The organism is Rhizobium sp. 42MFCr.1 (genome assembly GCF_000377185.1).
Lineage (GTDB): Bacteria > Pseudomonadota > Alphaproteobacteria > Rhizobiales > Rhizobiaceae > Rhizobium > Rhizobium altiplani.
In genome coordinates, this window is record NZ_KB897819.1 from 113,896 (window position 1) to 128,532 (window position 14,637).

The following is a 14,637-nucleotide window of genomic DNA, read 5'->3' on the forward strand; positions in this document are numbered from 1 at the left end:
CCGGGGGATTTCGCGCATTGCAAGACCGGGTGCTTTTCATTAAAGGCTCGCCATGACCCAGACAGCACATCCAGACAGCGTCCTCATCGTCGATTTCGGCAGCCAGGTAACCCAGCTGATCGCACGCCGCGTGCGCGAAACGGGTGTCTACTGCGAGATCGTTCCCTTCCAGTCCGCCGAAGAAGGCTTCAAGCGCCTGCAGCCGAAAGCCGTGATCCTGTCCGGCAGCCCGGCCTCGACGGTTGATGAAGGCTCGCCCCGCGCGCCCCAGATCATCTTCGACAGCGGCCTGCCCGTTTTCGGCATCTGCTACGGCCAGCAGACGATGTGCATGCAGCTCGGCGGCAAGGTCGAGAGCGGTCATCACCGCGAATTCGGTCGCGCCTTCCTCGAAGTCGACGAAGACAACCAACTGTTCGAAGGCCTCTGGTCGAAGGGCTCCCGCCATCAGGTCTGGATGAGCCATGGCGACCGCGTGACGGCGCTGCCTGAAGGCTTCAAGGTCGTCGCGACTTCGCCGAACGCGCCTTACGCCTTCATCGCCGACGAGAAGCGCAAATATTATGGTGTGCAGTTCCACCCGGAAGTCGTGCACACGCCCGATGGCGCCAAGCTGATCGGCAACTTCATTCACAACATCGCCGGCATCAAAGGTGACTGGTCGATGTCGGCCTATCGCCAGAAGGCGGTCGAAGCGATCCGCGAGCAGGTCGGCGACAAGCGCGTCCTCTGCGCCCTTTCGGGCGGCGTCGACAGCTCGGTCGCAGCACTACTGATCCACGAAGCGATCGGCGACAAGCTCACGTGCGTGCTCGTCGACCACGGACTGATGCGCAAGGACGAGGCGGCCAACGTCGTCGCCATGTTCCGCGAACACTACAATCTGCACCTCATCCACGTCGACGCATCCGACAAGTTCATCGGCGAGCTCGAGGGTGTTTCCGATCCAGAGACCAAGCGCAAGATCATCGGTCGCCTGTTCATCGAGACCTTCGAGGAAGAGGCCAAGAAGCTCGGCGGCGCCGACTTCCTCGGCCAGGGCACGCTCTATCCTGATGTGATCGAAAGCGTTTCCTTCACCGGCGGACCGTCGGTGACGATCAAGTCGCACCACAATGTCGGCGGCCTTCCCGAGCGCATGAACATGCAGCTCGTCGAGCCGCTGCGCGAACTCTTCAAGGACGAAGTGCGCGTGCTTGGCAAGGAGCTCGGCCTGCCCGACTCGTTCATCGGCCGCCACCCCTTCCCGGGTCCGGGTCTCGCGATCCGCTGCCCGGGTGGCATCACCCGCGAAAAGCTGGAGATTCTCCGCGAAGCCGACGCCATCTATCTCGACGAGATCCGCAAGGCCGGCCTCTACGACGCCATCTGGCAGGCCTTCGCCGTGCTGCTGCCTGTCCAGACCGTCGGCGTCATGGGCGACGGCCGCACTTACGAGTTCGTCTGCGCGCTCCGCGCCGTGACGTCCGTCGACGGCATGACTGCGGATTTCTATCACTACGACATGGAATTCCTCGGGCGCGCCGCAACCCGCATCATCAACGAGGTGCGCGGCATCAATCGTGTCGTGTATGATGTGACCTCGAAACCGCCCGGCACCATCGAGTGGGAATGACTTGAGAGTCGCCTCAATCGAGGCGACATCCATCAGAAATCAAGTGACTGCTGCACCGGCTTTGGCGGCGCCAGGCTAACGCCTTCGAGCTCCAACATCCTCTGCTTGGACGTTGAGCCGCCGGGCGCGGAGAAGCCTCCGATCTTGTTTCCGGCCGCTAGCACGCGATGGCAGGGGATGATCAAGGCGACCGGATTTTTCGCCATCGCCTGGCCGACGTCGCGGGCGGCCTCCGGCCCTACGCCGAGTTGTTTCGCAAGCGCACCGTAGGTGGTCGTGTGGCCCCAGCCGATCTGGCGGGCAGCATCGTAAACCTGCCTGAAGAAGGCATCCTGACCAGCGAGATCGACCTTTACGGTTGAGAAGTCCGTCGGCTCTCCGCTGAAATAGCGCTTCACTGCGGCAACAGCTTCGGCAACGGCAGCCGTCGGCTTTGCCGGCTCAGCGCCGGGAATGCGGCGAAGGAGCAATCGCTCGGTTGCCTCGGCACTCGACGTCGGCAGCTGAAACCGCGTAATGCCGACATCATTCCAGGCGATGCCGCAGAAGCCACCGCTCGTCTCGAAAATCAGATAGTGATGCATTGCCTGTTGCATGGGTCATTGCCTCCCTGCTGCTCTTCTCCGAAGATCGTGCCGTCGCGGCCCGAATTCAACCCGTTTCTTGCGTCGCACGAGCTTGCTCCGGTCGATCGCTCGCCCGTATGTTCTTTTTTTGTTCTTGCCATTTCAAGATCAAATGTTAGCAGGCATCTTTCGATTTCGCTTCGCCGAAGACGCGCCAACAACCATCGCGCTTCGCCAGAGAGAGTCTTTTCTTTGCGATATTGCCGGATCCGCAATCGCTCGACGAATGCGTGTCGATCCAGCAGTGGCTACAGCGGGAACACCTTCCCCTCGCATCGCCGCGTCCGCCGGCGGCCGTGCATGTCTCGCTCTATTGTGTCGGCAAGAGCGCCCGCATTCCCGAAGGGGTCATCGCGGCGGCACGCCAGGCAGGAACGGCGATCGAGGCGTGTCAGTTCGAGCTCGTCTTCGACCATATCATCACCTTCCTGCTGCCGCAGGACAACGCGATCGTACTCGCCGGCAATGGCGGACGGGAACTGTTACGGCAACTGCATGTGCAAATCGCGATCGAGATACACCGGTTGGGCGCAGACGCCAATCTGAACCCGAACTTTCAACCTCACGCCACGCTCCTCTGCGACAAGGACGTGGTGCCGCGGATCGCCCTGCGGAGGCCGGTCGTGATGGCTGCGCGCGAATTCGTTCTGCTGCACAATCGCCGGGGTCAAGCAGGCTACGAAGAGCTCGGGCGCTGGCCGCTTCATGCGCGCGGATAACACCTTGCCTCCGGCTATCGAACTCGCTTAAAGCTCCTGCGACAAGGCATCAAGCGGAGAACGACATGAACACGTCCGAGATCATTATTGCCGGTGACACGGCGGGTATCGAGTGGCGTTTGCCGGTTCTTCATTTCAATGGCAGCGATCCCAAGGCACCGAAGGTCTACATTCAGGCGGCTCTCCACGCCAACGAGCTGCCGGGCACGGCGTTGGTTCACTTCCTGTGTGAAAGACTGCGCCAGTCGGAAAACGCCGGTCAGATCAAGAGCGACTTCATCGTCGTCCCGCATGCCAATCCGATCGGGGCGGCCCAGTCGCATTTCGGCGAACTTCAGGGCCGCTTCGATCTTGGATCGCGCACCAATTTCAACAGGGAGTTTCCGCTGATCTCGGTGAAGGATCGCGACGGGTTGCTTGAGGACCTCGAGCGCCGTTCGGCCGTCGAAAAACTGAAGCGCCAGCTGCTGCATATGGCGCTCGGCTGCGATCTGGTGATCGATCTGCATTGCGATGATGAATCCCTGCAATATGCCTATATCGACGAGGCATTCTGGCCGGAGGCGGCCGATCTGGCCTCTGCGATGGAGATGGAAGCCGTTCTTCTCTCCGATGGCGAGAGTTCCGCCTTCGAGGAGGCCGTCGGTTTTGCCTGGAAATACGAGACCCTAGAGAAACAATCGCGCCTGCCCGGCAAGCTGTCTGTCACCGTCGAGCTTCGCGGCCGGCGTGACGTCTATCCCGAGATGGCGAAGAAGGATGCCGAGGGATTGTGGAAATTCCTGGCAAGCCGCGGCGCAATCGATGCCCCGGTCTCGCTGCCCGCTTTCGATGGCCCCGCTGTCCCGCTCGACAATATCGAGGTGGTCCGCGCGCCGGAGGCCGGCACGGTTCTCTTCCAACGCAACATCGGCGAATGGGTTGGCGAAGGCGATGTGCTTGCCACGTTGATCACCCGCCCCGGCATGGCTGACGGCAGCATCGAGATTTGTGCACCACAGGCCGGCCTGATCGTGACGCGCAGCTCCGAACGGCTGGTTCGCCGGCGCGCCGACCTGATGAAGATTGCTTGCAAGACCGCCAGCAAGGCAACACGCAAGCCTGGAACGCTGGAGGACTAAGTGACCGTCACCATCTACGGCATCAAGAACTGCGACACCATGAAGAAGGCCCGAACCTGGCTGGAAGAGCATGACGTCGCCTACCAGTTCCATGACTACAAGGCTGTCGGGATCGATCGCGCGCATCTGCAGGCCTGGACGAAGGAAGCCGGGTGGGAAACGGTGCTCAACCGAACAGGCACGACCTTTCGGAAGCTGCCCGAGGCCGAGCGCGAAAATCTCGACGAGGGCAAGGCGATCTCGCTGATGCTGGAGCAGCCATCGATGATCAAGCGGCCGGTTGTCGAGGCAGACGGCAAGTTGCTCATCGGCTTCAAGCCCGAGATCTACGGCAGCTTCTTCAAGGCCTGATCGATGTCGAAAACCACACGCGCCACGCAGGTTCTGAGCCAAGCCGGAATTGCCTTCACGGTCCATACCTACGACTATGATCCGAATGCGGAGCGCGTTGGCCTGCAGGCGGCAGAAGCGCTTGGCGAGGAGCCGCATCGCGTGTTGAAGACGCTGATGGCGGAGGTCGACGGCAAAGCGGTCTGCGTCGTCGTGCCGTCGGATCGTGAAGTCAGCATGAAGAAGCTCGCAAGCGCCTTCGGCGGAAAGTCCGCCAACATGATGAAGCCCGCCGATGCCGAGCGCCTGACTGGCTACCACGTCGGCGGCATCAGCCCGTTCGGCCAGAAGAAGCTCGTCCCGACAGCAATCGAGGAAACAGCGCTGACGGAGGCGCAGGTCTACATCAACGGCGGGCAACGCGGCCTGCAGGTTCGGCTGGACCCGAAGGACGCGTTGAAGACGCTGAAGGCTGCCGCCGCGCCCCTCATTGCCTGATCTCAGCTGAAGCGTGACAGCAGCGAGGTCAGCGTCGCGACGTCGACCTCGCTCAGCTTGGCGCCGAAGTTTTCCTCGATGGCTCTGGCATAGACCTTCCACATGCGCTTCTGCAGCGCGCGTCCCTCCTCGGTAACGACCACCCACTGCCCGCGCCCGTCCTGATCGAAGCTCTGGCGCTGCACCAGCCCTGCCTTCTCGAGGCGGTCGATCAGTCGCGAAAGATTGTATTGGGCTAGCAACGTTCGTTCTTCGATCTCGAATGGCCGCAACTTGCCCTGCGGCGACCGCACCAGTTCCCAGAGCACGTCGTACCAGCCGAGCGCTGGGAGCCCGGCCTGCTTGAGATCCGCTTCGATCTGACCGAGCAGTCGCTGCTGCGCGCGCATCAGCCCGATCCAGGCATCGATCACCGCATCGGAGGGCGTGGCTCTATTCGTCTTTTCACCCATACATGCATTTACATCTATCTTGAATCCTGGCGCAACAGTTATTACATGCAATTGCATCTACAATGGAGATTGCCACGATGGATCATTTGCCACCTCAAGTATCCGGTTCCGCTCTGCTGCTCATCAGCCACCACCTTTGCCCCTACGTACAGCGCGCCGCGATCGCGCTTGCGGAAAAAGGAGTGCCGTTCGAGCGCGTGAATATCGACCTCGCGGACAAACCGCGCTGGTTCCTTGAGGTCTCGCCGCTCGGCAAGGTGCCTCTGCTTTGCATTCGCCTCAGCGACGGCAGTCAGGACGTGCTCTTTGAAAGCAGCGTAATCTGTGAATACCTGGAGGAGACGCAGGACGGCCGCCGCCTTCATCCATCCGACCCGCTGACACGCGCCCGCCACCGCGGCTGGATGGAGTTCGGCTCTTCGATCCTCTCCGATCTCTGGGTCTACGAAACGACGCAGGATCGCGCGCAGCTGGAGGCGAAGCGGCAGGTGCTCGCATCAAAGTTCGCCACCATCGAGGCGGAACTGAAGGATGGCCCCTACTTTGCGGGCGTGGACTTCAGCCTGGTCGATGCCGTGTTTGCGCCGATCTTTCGCTACTTCGACGTCTTCGACGCCATCGGCGGCAGCGGCATTTTTGCCGGCCTGCCCCGCGTCCAGGCCTGGCGGACAGCGCTGTCCGAGAGACCGAGCGTGAAGGCCGCCGTCGGACCTGACTATGCCGACCGGCTGATGGCCTTCCTGAAGCGCCACGACGCGGTGCTGTTGCAGCAGCCATCCGTTTCGGCGGCCTAATCCCGCGTGTGGGCCGATGGCGGCAAAGAGCTGCCATCGGTCGACAAGCGAGCTTCAATTTCGCCGTAAAGGGGTCTAAGTCTACCGGCCAATCCGTTTTGTTCGAGGAGTGACCGATCATGAATTTCATGCCGCAAAGCCAGACCTCCGTGGATCCCGTAAAGCTTGAGAAACTGGCGGAGGTGGCCGTCAAGGTCGGGCTGCAGCTGCAGACGGGCCAGGATCTCGTGATCACGGCCCCGGTCGTCGCCCTGCCCCTCGTGCGCCTGATTACCCAGCATGCCTATATGGCAGGTGCCGGGCTGGTGACGGCGTTCTATTCGGACGAGGATTCGACGCTGGCGCGCTACCGATATGGCAGTGATCAGAGCTTCGATCGCGCCTCCGACTGGCTCTACGACGGCATGGCCAAGGCCTATGCCAAAGGCACTGCACGCCTTGCGGTTTCTGGCGACAATCCGATGCTGCTTTCGGAACAGGATCCGGCAAAGGTCGGCCGTGCCAACCGGGCGAACTCGGCGGCCTACAAGCCGGCGCTGGAAAAGATCTCGAATTTCGACATCAATTGGAACATCGTCTCCTACCCCAACCCGTCCTGGGCAGCGCTCGTCTTCCCTGACGATCCGGAAGCAATCGCCGTTGCCAAGCTCGCCAAGGCGATCTTCGCGGCGTCGCGCGTCGATGTCGAAGACCCGATTGCGGCCTGGGCCGAGCACAATGCCAATCTCGCCAAACGCTCGCACTGGCTGAATGGCGAGCGCTTCGCCTCGCTGCACTTCAGGGGACCTGGCACCGATCTGACGGTCGGTCTTGCCGACGGTCACGAGTGGCACGGCGGCTCGTCGACGGCCAAGAACGGCATTACCTGCAATCCGAACATTCCGACCGAGGAAGTCTTCACGACCCCGCATGCGTTGCGCGTCGAAGGCCATGTTTCGAGCACCAAGCCGCTGTCCCATCAGGGCACGCTGATCGACAACATCCGGGTTCGCTTCGAAGGCGGCCGGATCGTCGAAGCGAAGGCTTCGCGTGGCGAGGAAGTGCTGAACAAGGTGCTGGATACCGATGAGGGCGCGCGCCGCTTGGGCGAAGTGGCGCTGGTGCCGCATTCCTCGCCGATCTCGGCCAGCGGCATTCTCTTCTACAACACGCTGTTCGACGAGAACGCCTCGTGCCACATCGCGCTCGGCCAGTGCTATTCGAAGTGCTTCGTCAACGGCGCAAGCCTGACGCAGGAGCAGATCAAGGCGCAAGGCGGCAACTCGAGCCTGATCCACATCGACTGGATGATCGGCTCCGGCCAGGTCGATATCGACGGCATCAAGCCGGACGGCTCGCGGGTTCCGGTGATGCGTCAGGGCGAGTGGGCCTGACCGACATCGTGCGCTGACTGAGCCAGACGCTCGCGAGCACCATCGCGAAGCCAAAGATCTGCGCGGGCGTCAGGCTTTGCCCGAGAGCCAGCCAACCGATAAAGGTGGCGGTGACCGGGCTCAGGAAGCCCAACGAGGCCGCAGCTGACGGTTCGATACGCGCGAGCCCCCGGAACCACAGCAAATAGGTGAACGCTGCGCCGATCAGGCCAAGATAGGCGATGCCCAGCACATTGGCCGCGGTCGGCACCGGCAGTGTGGGTTCGACGAAGAAGGCGACGGGCGCGAGCAGGATGCCGCCGGCCGTGAGTTGCCATGCGGTAAAGGCCAGATTCGAAACCGGCGGAACCCAACGTCGCGTCAGCACCGTGCCGAATGCCATCGAAACCGCCCCCGCAATGCCGGCGGCAACGCCGATCGGATCGAGCGCCGCATTGGGTGTGAGCACGAGAAGTGCCACACCTGTCATCCCGACCACGCCGGCCCCAACGGCAACGGCGTGGATCGGCCGGCCGAGGAAGATGCGCGACAGCAGGATGACGATGAGCGGCTGAATGGCTCCGACGGTCGCGGCAACACCGCCCGGCAGACGATAGGCCGACACGAACAGCATTGCCCAGAAGAACGAGAAATTCAGGCCGCCGAGCACGAAGGCGCGAAGCCACCAGATTCCCTGCGGCAGCTGCCGGACGATCGCAAGCAGCAGAAGCCCGGCCGGCAGAGCCCGCAGGAAGGCGACCGTCAGCGGATATCCGTGCGGAAGAAAGGATGTCGTGACGAAATAGGTGCTGCCCCAGATCGTCGGAGCCAACGCCGTGATCAGCACCTCGGAAAGCGGTGCTTGAGTTTTCTTCATCTCAAGAATCTCTACATCAAGATAAATACAATGTAGCGCCATTTATCTTGACGTCAAGATACGCGATGATAACAGTCTTCGCAGAAGAACGGGCTGACCGATGGATCGCGTCGACAAGATACTTGCGCAATGGAAAAACGAGCGCCCCGACCTCGATACCGAGGCGATGGGCATTATGGGGCGACTGAAGCGGCTGACGACGCACCTCGCCCGCGAGGTCGACCACGTGCTGCAGCAGCAGGGGCTCTCCTCCTCGTCCTTCGATGTGCTGGCAACCCTCAGGCGTTCAGGCGCGCCATATCGGCTCTCCCCCGGCGATTTGCTCTCCATGACGATGGTCAGTTCCGGCACCATGACCAACCGGATCGACCAGTTGGAGAAAGCGGGCCTGGTCGAGCGCGTTCTCAATCCGGATGATCGGCGAAGTGTTCTCATCGCCCTGACCGAAGCCGGATTTGCCGCCGTGGAAAGTGCCGTCGGCCTCCACGTCGCCAATCAGCAACGCTTGACGCAGGGTTTCAGCGCGGAGGAGAAGGCCCAGCTCGACGCCCTGCTACGCAAGTTTCTGGCGACATTCGAGTAGCCGGGCCAGCAGCCCTCCTCGTGTGCCGTGACATCGACGGACGGCAGCCTCCCTGTCTTTGGCCTCAGATGTGCAGGTCAACCCAGATGGCGGCATGATCCGACGCCGCGTGTTTCGGCTCGGTGAGTTCCGGATAGGTCTCCCAGCGTTTCGGCCGGCTTCCGGGCCAGGCGCCCTTGCGGAAGACACCGCCTCGCTCGACCTTGTCAAAGAGCTTCGGCGACAGGAACAGGTAGTCGATCTTGTTTCCGGCGTTGCCAAGACCGAAGGTCCCAGGAAAGCCGCCGTCATCGAACGCGGGATGCGTAAAGGCATCCTTCTCCTTCAACGGCGCCAGCGGGGCGCTATCCGGCGTGTCGTTGAGGTCGCCGATCAGTGCGATGTGGTCGAATCCTTCCGCGAGACGCTTCTCGTAGATCTCGCGCGCCCGCTGCGCTTGCGCGTGCCGGCGAGCATCGGAGGACTGAGCGCTGCCGAAACCCTTGCTCTTGAAATGATTGACCATGACAAGCAGCGTCGTTCCCCCGGGCGTCGTCACGTAATATTCGGGGCAATCGCGCGAGAAGATCGGGTTGCTTGCCGCGTCCCTGTCATCGACGTGGCTGCGCATGATGTCGAGCGCTAAACCCTTTCGGGTCATCAGCCCGACATCGATGCCCCGCTCGTCATTTCCGTCGATCACCATGACCTGCGTGAAGGGGTTGCCGCCAACGGCCGGCAGCACCTGGGTGTTGAAAGCGGTGAGCACAGGCCGGCTCTCGACTTCAACGATGCCGAGAATATCGGCCTCGAGATCACTCATGACGCGCGCCGTGTTCTGCATGGCGATCTCGTTGATCGGCTCGTCACGCAATTCCAGCGATCCGACCCAGTCGATGCGACCGTTGGCGGTGATGACCACGCCGCCGGCTCTCGGCCGTTTCAGAAGACTGCCCCTGTTGCGCCGAAGAATGACGAAGGGACCCGTATCACTCTCCTCCATGCCGAGCTCGATAATCAGCGTGGCCATGCGCGCCTTGTCGGCTTCGCTGTAGGTCACCTGCCCCAGCAATTTCTCCAGTTCGGCAAAGCGGTCGAGAACAACCCGGCCGTCGGCCCAGGTTTCCAGGTTCATCGCCTTTGCGCGGTCGAACAGGTTTTCGACATTGAAGGATGCAAGTCTCATGTCACGTCCTCCCGTTTATCGGGGATAATGACACGTATATGTTGCATTTCAATGATGTCGCCCAGGATTGGGTCGTCAGCACCTATCTAGAAGAGAGTGCCTTGCTTTGGCGGCGCCTGCTCATCCTGTGGTTTTTGTGCTCGTTTCTTCGGCGTGGATGAAGACGGGAGCCCCTCGGTGGTCACCGCGCCGACGCGACCATCCGCGAATTGGATTGAGATACCCGAGCCTGCGGACAACATTGCAGCCTGTGACACCGGCCTATTCTCATCGTCCCGGATAACTGCAAAGCCGCGCTTCAAGACATTCTCGTAGGACAACGACTGCAGCACGCGATACTGCGCCGCGACCTCGCCGCGTGCCCGCGTCAGCTGATGCGCCACCGCTGTGTCGGCGTGACGCGATAGATTGGCGAGACGGTCGCGCAGCCGCGATGTCTGCGTCTTCAGACGAGCCGGCAATGTCGCAAAAATAGCATCCGCACGACTGACTGGAGCTCTGGAACGCTCGATAAAACGCTCGATCGTGCGCTCCGCACGCGTGATCCGTTCGTTGAGATACTGGCGGCGCTCGGTGATGCGGTTCGAGAGGACATCGGGCCGCAAATGCGCCGCCGTTCGCTCGAAGCTGCGGCGCTTGTTGATCGTGTTGAGTTCGAGGCCGCGGCCGAGACCGGCGGCAGCCTCGTCGAACCGGCGACGCGGCAGCGCCAAGAGCTGATCCAGCGACGGCAGCGCGCGGACCAGCGCCCGGACGGACTGGCGATGGTGATCCATGCGGCGGCTCATGCAACCCTGTAGGCGGGCGCCAAGAGCGGCCGTCTGCGCCTCCAGTTCGGCCTTCACGGGAACGGCCATTTCAGCCGCACCGGTCGGGGTCGGTGCACGCACATCGGCAGCGTAGTCGATCAGCGTCCAATCCGTTTCGTGGCCGACCGCAGAGATCAGCGGAATCTGGCTTTCGGCCGTCGCGCGAACGACGATTTCGTCATTGAAGCTCCAGAGATCCTCGAGGCTGCCGCCGCCACGCGCGACGATCAGGACATCAGGGCGGGGCATGTCCCCACGCGTCTCGAAGCTATTGAAGCCTCGGATGGCATTGGCGACTTCCTCGCCCGAGCCTTCGCCCTGCACCTTTACCGGCCAGACAATGACATGAACCGGGAAGCGATCGGAGATGCGGTGGAGAATGTCGCGAATGACGGCGCCTGTGGGCGACGTCACGACACCGATCACCTTTGGCATGAAGGGAAGCCGCCGCTTGCGGGACGGGTCGAACAGGCCCTCGGCGCCAAGCCGGCGCTTGCGCTCCTCGATCAGCGCCATCAGCGCGCCGGCGCCGGCCGGCTCCAGCGTCTCGATGACGATCTGATATTTCGATGAACCCGGGAAGGTCGTGATCTTACCGGTGGCGATTACCTCCATCCCTTCCTCGGGACGGAATTTCAGCCTTGAGAAGTTGCCCTTCCAGACGACGGCATCGATACGGGCACGGTCATCCTTCAAGGAAAAATAGGCGTGACCGGAAGAGTGCGGGCCCCGGTATCCGGAAATTTCGCCGCGCACGCGCACCTGGTCGAAGGCTGTCTCGACCGTGCGCTTGATCGAGCCGGACAGCTCCGAAACCGAGTACTCGGTAAGATTGCTCGGCGAATCATTCTCGAAGACGTTGCTCATGATCCTGTTCTAGCCGATGAGGCGGCAAAGAGCAGCCTCCAAAGGGGGATGATTTTATGCGCTCTTCCGTAGCCAAAAACGGCGGCACCCTTATTTTTCGTTCAGCATCAACAGCTTAGATCGGCCGAACCGGAAAGCAGGCGAATCGATCACCTCTCCGTTTCCCTCGGCAATCCTTGCGGAGCGAAGATCGGACAACCGACAAGAGGAGTTTTCCATGTCCGACCGTTTCGCCTCCCATGGCCCTTCGCTCACCGGTCCCGCGAGCGCCGGTTTCGCCATCATCCCCAATGACAGTCTTGACCTCGTTGAGATCACGAGGGCAGTCTCTGTCGGCATCGGTGGAGACCTTGTCGTGACCGTGGCGTCTGGGCAGGCGCTCACCTTTGCTTCGGTTCCAGACGGCTCGGTCCTGCCACTTCGAATCTCTCGGGTCCACGCCACCGGCACCACGGCAGAGAGCATTCTTGGGCTGACCTCGCTTGCCTTTGTGCTGCAGGCCGGAATCGTGCCGGTTGCAACCACTGGGGAAAAAGGTAATAAGCCGCGAGATTAATTGTTCGGTAAGATGGACACGCCTATGCTGCCGCGACTCAGGAGAGGCTGATGATCGCTCTGACGACCACAACACTTGGTTTCGCTACCGCGCCAATGCGCTCGATCTTTTCGATGGTGTTGGTCGGCTGCCTCATCTGCGTCGCCTATGCTGGTGCGGCCTGGGTCTCATCCACATCCATTCTTGATCTTGCGGCCGCCATCGTCTGCTATGACGCTGGTCTCATGATCTGCCTGCTTGGCCTCTACGCCTTCGATCGCAGCCGGGACCGCCGACGCTTCATCTAGGCCTTACGAGCCGGTGGGCATGTAACGGAAGAGCCGGATGGGCGCGCCCCCGGGCGTCGGTATGGATTGCAGGTAAGCCGGAACGACGCCCTTCGCCAGTTGCGCATAGAGGCCGTCCGGCTTCATTTTCGTAAGCTCCCTGGTCTGCGGATTGTCGGCGCAATAGGCAAGGACCGTAGCCCCGACCCCCTTCAGGAAGGCCTCGGCTTCCTGCGGTTCTGCCAGGCCAATATGTATTTCCGTCAGCATGCCGCCCTGGTTTCGATGATACGGCGCCGCCAGTATGCGATTGCCGGTAAAGCGAAGGATCGACACACCGACGTCCGACGGCGCGACCACCAGGCCGGCCGGCAAATCGGCCAAAGGCGCGATCGACGACTTCGACGAGCAGGACGGTTTTGCCGGTGCGGTCTGCAGGATGCTTTCACCATTCCCCATCTGCATGCCGATAAGCCCCCCCGCTAACCCCCACACCGCCGCCACGCTTAAGAGAACCGTGGAAAGGTAGCAAAAGGCGGCCGCGACATCTTCGCTGTCACTGGCCGATAACCGGCGCATGTCGATGATCAGCAATGTCAGCGGCAGGATTGCAAGAAGATTGGAAAACGCGGTGCCGCGCACTTGCACCGCGGCGATTGTCCAACTGACGGCGAGAAGGGACAGCAGAACAAGATGGACCCGCACGCGATCGCCGTAAGCGAGGCGGAACACGCAGACGGCAAGCGCAAAAGCCCCAGTCGAATAGTAGAAGCCAAGCGTAAAAGGGTCCTGCCAATTGGCGCCAAGGATCGACTGTGCCTCCTGCACGCGGTCTAACCAGAGCTCGACAAGAAGCGGATCGAGGTCGGCCAGCGGACTATGAAGGCACTGCGGAGCGATCGTGACGGCGGAGACGAGCACGACCGCGCCGATCCCGCCGACGGCCGCAAATCGCAGCAGTCGGCTCCGTCCGCTCGCGAACGTGGCGGCAAAGAGCAACAGCCCGCCGCCGATGGCCGCAAGACTGTAATAGCCGAGCGACAGGTTATCGCAGGTCACGGCCGAATAAAGCCTTGGCGGTACGGTTCCGACGAAAAGCAGGCTGATGGACAGAGCCAGGGCGAGCCCGAAAGCCTTGGCAGCGCGCGCGAACGGCTCGCCTTCCCAAGCCCACGAAACGGCGACGACAACGCATACCACCGCCACGAACGGCGTCGTTTCGGCCCCAATCGCGATCGCCATCGCGGCCGCCAGCCCGGCGACGGCGTAGCTGAGCGGCCGATGGTTTTCGTCGAGCAACATCGCCGTCATGATGGCGACCAGTGCAAACTGGACGTTATGGTGGTCGATGGCGCCCGGCAGAAAGCGGTTGTTCGGAACCAGGAGCAGAGCGGTGAGCCCCAAGGCGACATGCATGCCGAACGTGCCGCCGATGCGGCGGCCGGCAAGTCCCATGGCCCACAGGCTCGGAACGATCAGCGACAGCGGCCAGACGGCCAGCGCAACCGCCTCTGCCCGCTCTTGCGGGAAAAAGAAGCCGAAAAACCGGATCAGCGTCGCGATCGGAAGGTCGATCAGCCGGGACCAGTGCATCAGCGTACCATCACCGAGTCCCATGCGGTATTGCATGAGGTCGAACCAGCCCTGCCCATTCAGGAAATCACGCACTTCGACAAGCCGCATGCCGTCATCATTATCGGCGCCGACGTAGTCGGTCGCGCTAGGCAGCTTCAGAGCGAGGATCGCGGCAATAAGGACAGCGCTGTAAAAAAGCACCGATGGCCATAACCGGGTCATCATGGCGCGCAGCTTGGCGATCGGCGATGCCGATGTGGAACCAGGGATCATCTGGGCTACATTCGTCATGAAGCGGATCTCACCGTTTGAGTGCCAAGATCCTACCGTTCGCCGGTCAAGAAACCGTAAAAGTCCTGCTCACGCGCAGTTTTCGCCGGCTCCATAGCCACTTGTTAACGCGCGCCGTCTATTCTTGCCGAGATTTCTTCG

At 61.7% G+C, this 14,637-nt stretch carries 16 protein-coding genes; 10 read left to right on the top strand and 6 right to left on the bottom strand.

The features are described 5' to 3' along the window. The first annotated feature begins 52 nt into the window (after positions 1-52). Positions 53-1,615, top strand: coding sequence for a glutamine-hydrolyzing GMP synthase (gene guaA, locus C934_RS0102890; protein ID WP_018855201.1), 1,563 nt, complete (start codon positions 53-55; stop codon positions 1,613-1,615). A gap of 32 nt (positions 1,616-1,647) precedes the next feature. Here guaA and C934_RS0102895 read toward each other — a convergent pair whose 3' ends face one another. Continuing rightward, a complete protein-coding gene (locus C934_RS0102895; RefSeq protein ID WP_018855202.1) occupies positions 1,648-2,211 on the bottom strand; it encodes a methylated-DNA--[protein]-cysteine S-methyltransferase in 564 nt (187 codons plus the stop codon). 260 nt (positions 2,212-2,471) lie between these two features. Here C934_RS0102895 and C934_RS31565 point away from each other — a divergent pair, with 260 nt between their 5' ends. From C934_RS31565 to ybaK, 4 genes are all read left to right on the top strand, one after another. After that, complete coding sequence (locus tag C934_RS31565; protein WP_198011792.1) at positions 2,472-2,960, top strand: 2'-5' RNA ligase family protein; 489 nt, start codon at positions 2,472-2,474, stop codon at positions 2,958-2,960. A gap of 65 nt (positions 2,961-3,025) precedes the next feature. After that, the gene (locus C934_RS0102905; RefSeq protein WP_018855204.1) at positions 3,026-4,081 is read left to right on the top strand and encodes a M14 family zinc carboxypeptidase; all 1,056 of its coding nucleotides are present in this window, start codon (positions 3,026-3,028) and stop codon (positions 4,079-4,081) included. After that, positions 4,082-4,432 carry an ArsC family reductase gene (locus C934_RS0102910; RefSeq protein ID WP_018855205.1) on the top strand — a complete coding sequence of 117 codons (351 nt, stop codon included), beginning with the start codon at positions 4,082-4,084 and terminating at the stop codon, positions 4,430-4,432. A 3-nt stretch (positions 4,433-4,435) separates the two neighbouring features. Continuing rightward, entirely contained in the window at positions 4,436-4,909 is a 474-nt protein-coding gene (gene ybaK, locus C934_RS0102915) for a Cys-tRNA(Pro) deacylase (RefSeq protein WP_018855206.1), read from the top strand. A gap of 2 nt (positions 4,910-4,911) precedes the next feature. On the opposite strand, the gene C934_RS0102920 is transcribed toward ybaK, so the two are convergent. Continuing rightward, positions 4,912-5,361, bottom strand: a complete 450-nt coding sequence (locus C934_RS0102920) for a MarR family winged helix-turn-helix transcriptional regulator (protein ID WP_018855207.1) — start codon at positions 5,359-5,361, stop codon at positions 4,912-4,914. Between the two features lie 77 nt (positions 5,362-5,438). On the opposite strand from C934_RS0102920, the gene C934_RS0102925 reads away from it, so the two are divergent. Together C934_RS0102925 and C934_RS0102930 are read left to right on the top strand one after the other, a co-directional pair. Further along, the gene (locus tag C934_RS0102925; protein ID WP_018855208.1) at positions 5,439-6,155 is read left to right on the top strand and encodes a glutathione S-transferase family protein; all 717 of its coding nucleotides are present in this window, start codon (positions 5,439-5,441) and stop codon (positions 6,153-6,155) included. Positions 6,156-6,274: 119 nt separating this feature from the next. Continuing rightward, the gene (locus tag C934_RS0102930; protein ID WP_018855209.1) at positions 6,275-7,528 is read left to right on the top strand and encodes an aminopeptidase; all 1,254 of its coding nucleotides are present in this window, start codon (positions 6,275-6,277) and stop codon (positions 7,526-7,528) included. On the opposite strand, the gene C934_RS0102935 is transcribed toward C934_RS0102930, so the two are convergent. Further along, positions 7,476-8,384, bottom strand: coding sequence for an EamA family transporter (locus C934_RS0102935; RefSeq protein WP_018855210.1), 909 nt, complete (start codon positions 8,382-8,384; stop codon positions 7,476-7,478). The two genes, C934_RS0102930 and C934_RS0102935, sit on opposite strands and share 53 nt — an antisense overlap. 100 nt (positions 8,385-8,484) lie before the next feature. Between C934_RS0102935 and C934_RS0102940 the strand changes: the two genes are divergently transcribed. Beyond that, entirely contained in the window at positions 8,485-8,967 is a 483-nt protein-coding gene (locus tag C934_RS0102940; protein WP_018855211.1) for a MarR family winged helix-turn-helix transcriptional regulator, read from the top strand. Positions 8,968-9,031: 64 nt separating this feature from the next. Here the strand turns inward: C934_RS0102940 and C934_RS0102945 are convergent, their stop codons facing one another. Then, positions 9,032-10,132, bottom strand: a complete 1,101-nt coding sequence (locus C934_RS0102945) for an endonuclease/exonuclease/phosphatase family protein (protein WP_018855212.1) — start codon at positions 10,130-10,132, stop codon at positions 9,032-9,034. Positions 10,133-10,218: 86 nt separating this feature from the next. Further along, positions 10,219-11,808 (bottom strand): exodeoxyribonuclease VII large subunit, encoded by a 1,590-nt coding sequence (gene xseA, locus C934_RS0102950; RefSeq protein ID WP_018855213.1) that lies wholly within the window; start codon positions 11,806-11,808, stop codon positions 10,219-10,221. A 217-nt stretch (positions 11,809-12,025) separates the two neighbouring features. Between xseA and C934_RS31570 the strand changes: the two genes are divergently transcribed. Both C934_RS31570 and C934_RS0102965 read left to right on the top strand, forming a co-directional pair. Further along, the gene (locus tag C934_RS31570; protein WP_018855215.1) at positions 12,026-12,364 is read left to right on the top strand and encodes a spike base protein, RCAP_Rcc01079 family; all 339 of its coding nucleotides are present in this window, start codon (positions 12,026-12,028) and stop codon (positions 12,362-12,364) included. Between the two features lie 50 nt (positions 12,365-12,414). Beyond that, positions 12,415-12,651: a hypothetical protein gene (locus tag C934_RS0102965; protein ID WP_018855216.1), complete on the top strand. Its 237-nt coding sequence runs from the start codon at positions 12,415-12,417 to the stop codon at positions 12,649-12,651. Positions 12,652-12,654: 3 nt separating this feature from the next. On the opposite strand, the gene C934_RS0102970 is transcribed toward C934_RS0102965, so the two are convergent. Then, a complete protein-coding gene (locus C934_RS0102970) occupies positions 12,655-14,496 on the bottom strand; it encodes a hypothetical protein (RefSeq protein ID WP_018855217.1) in 1,842 nt (613 codons plus the stop codon). Positions 14,497-14,637: the final 141 nt, after the last annotated feature.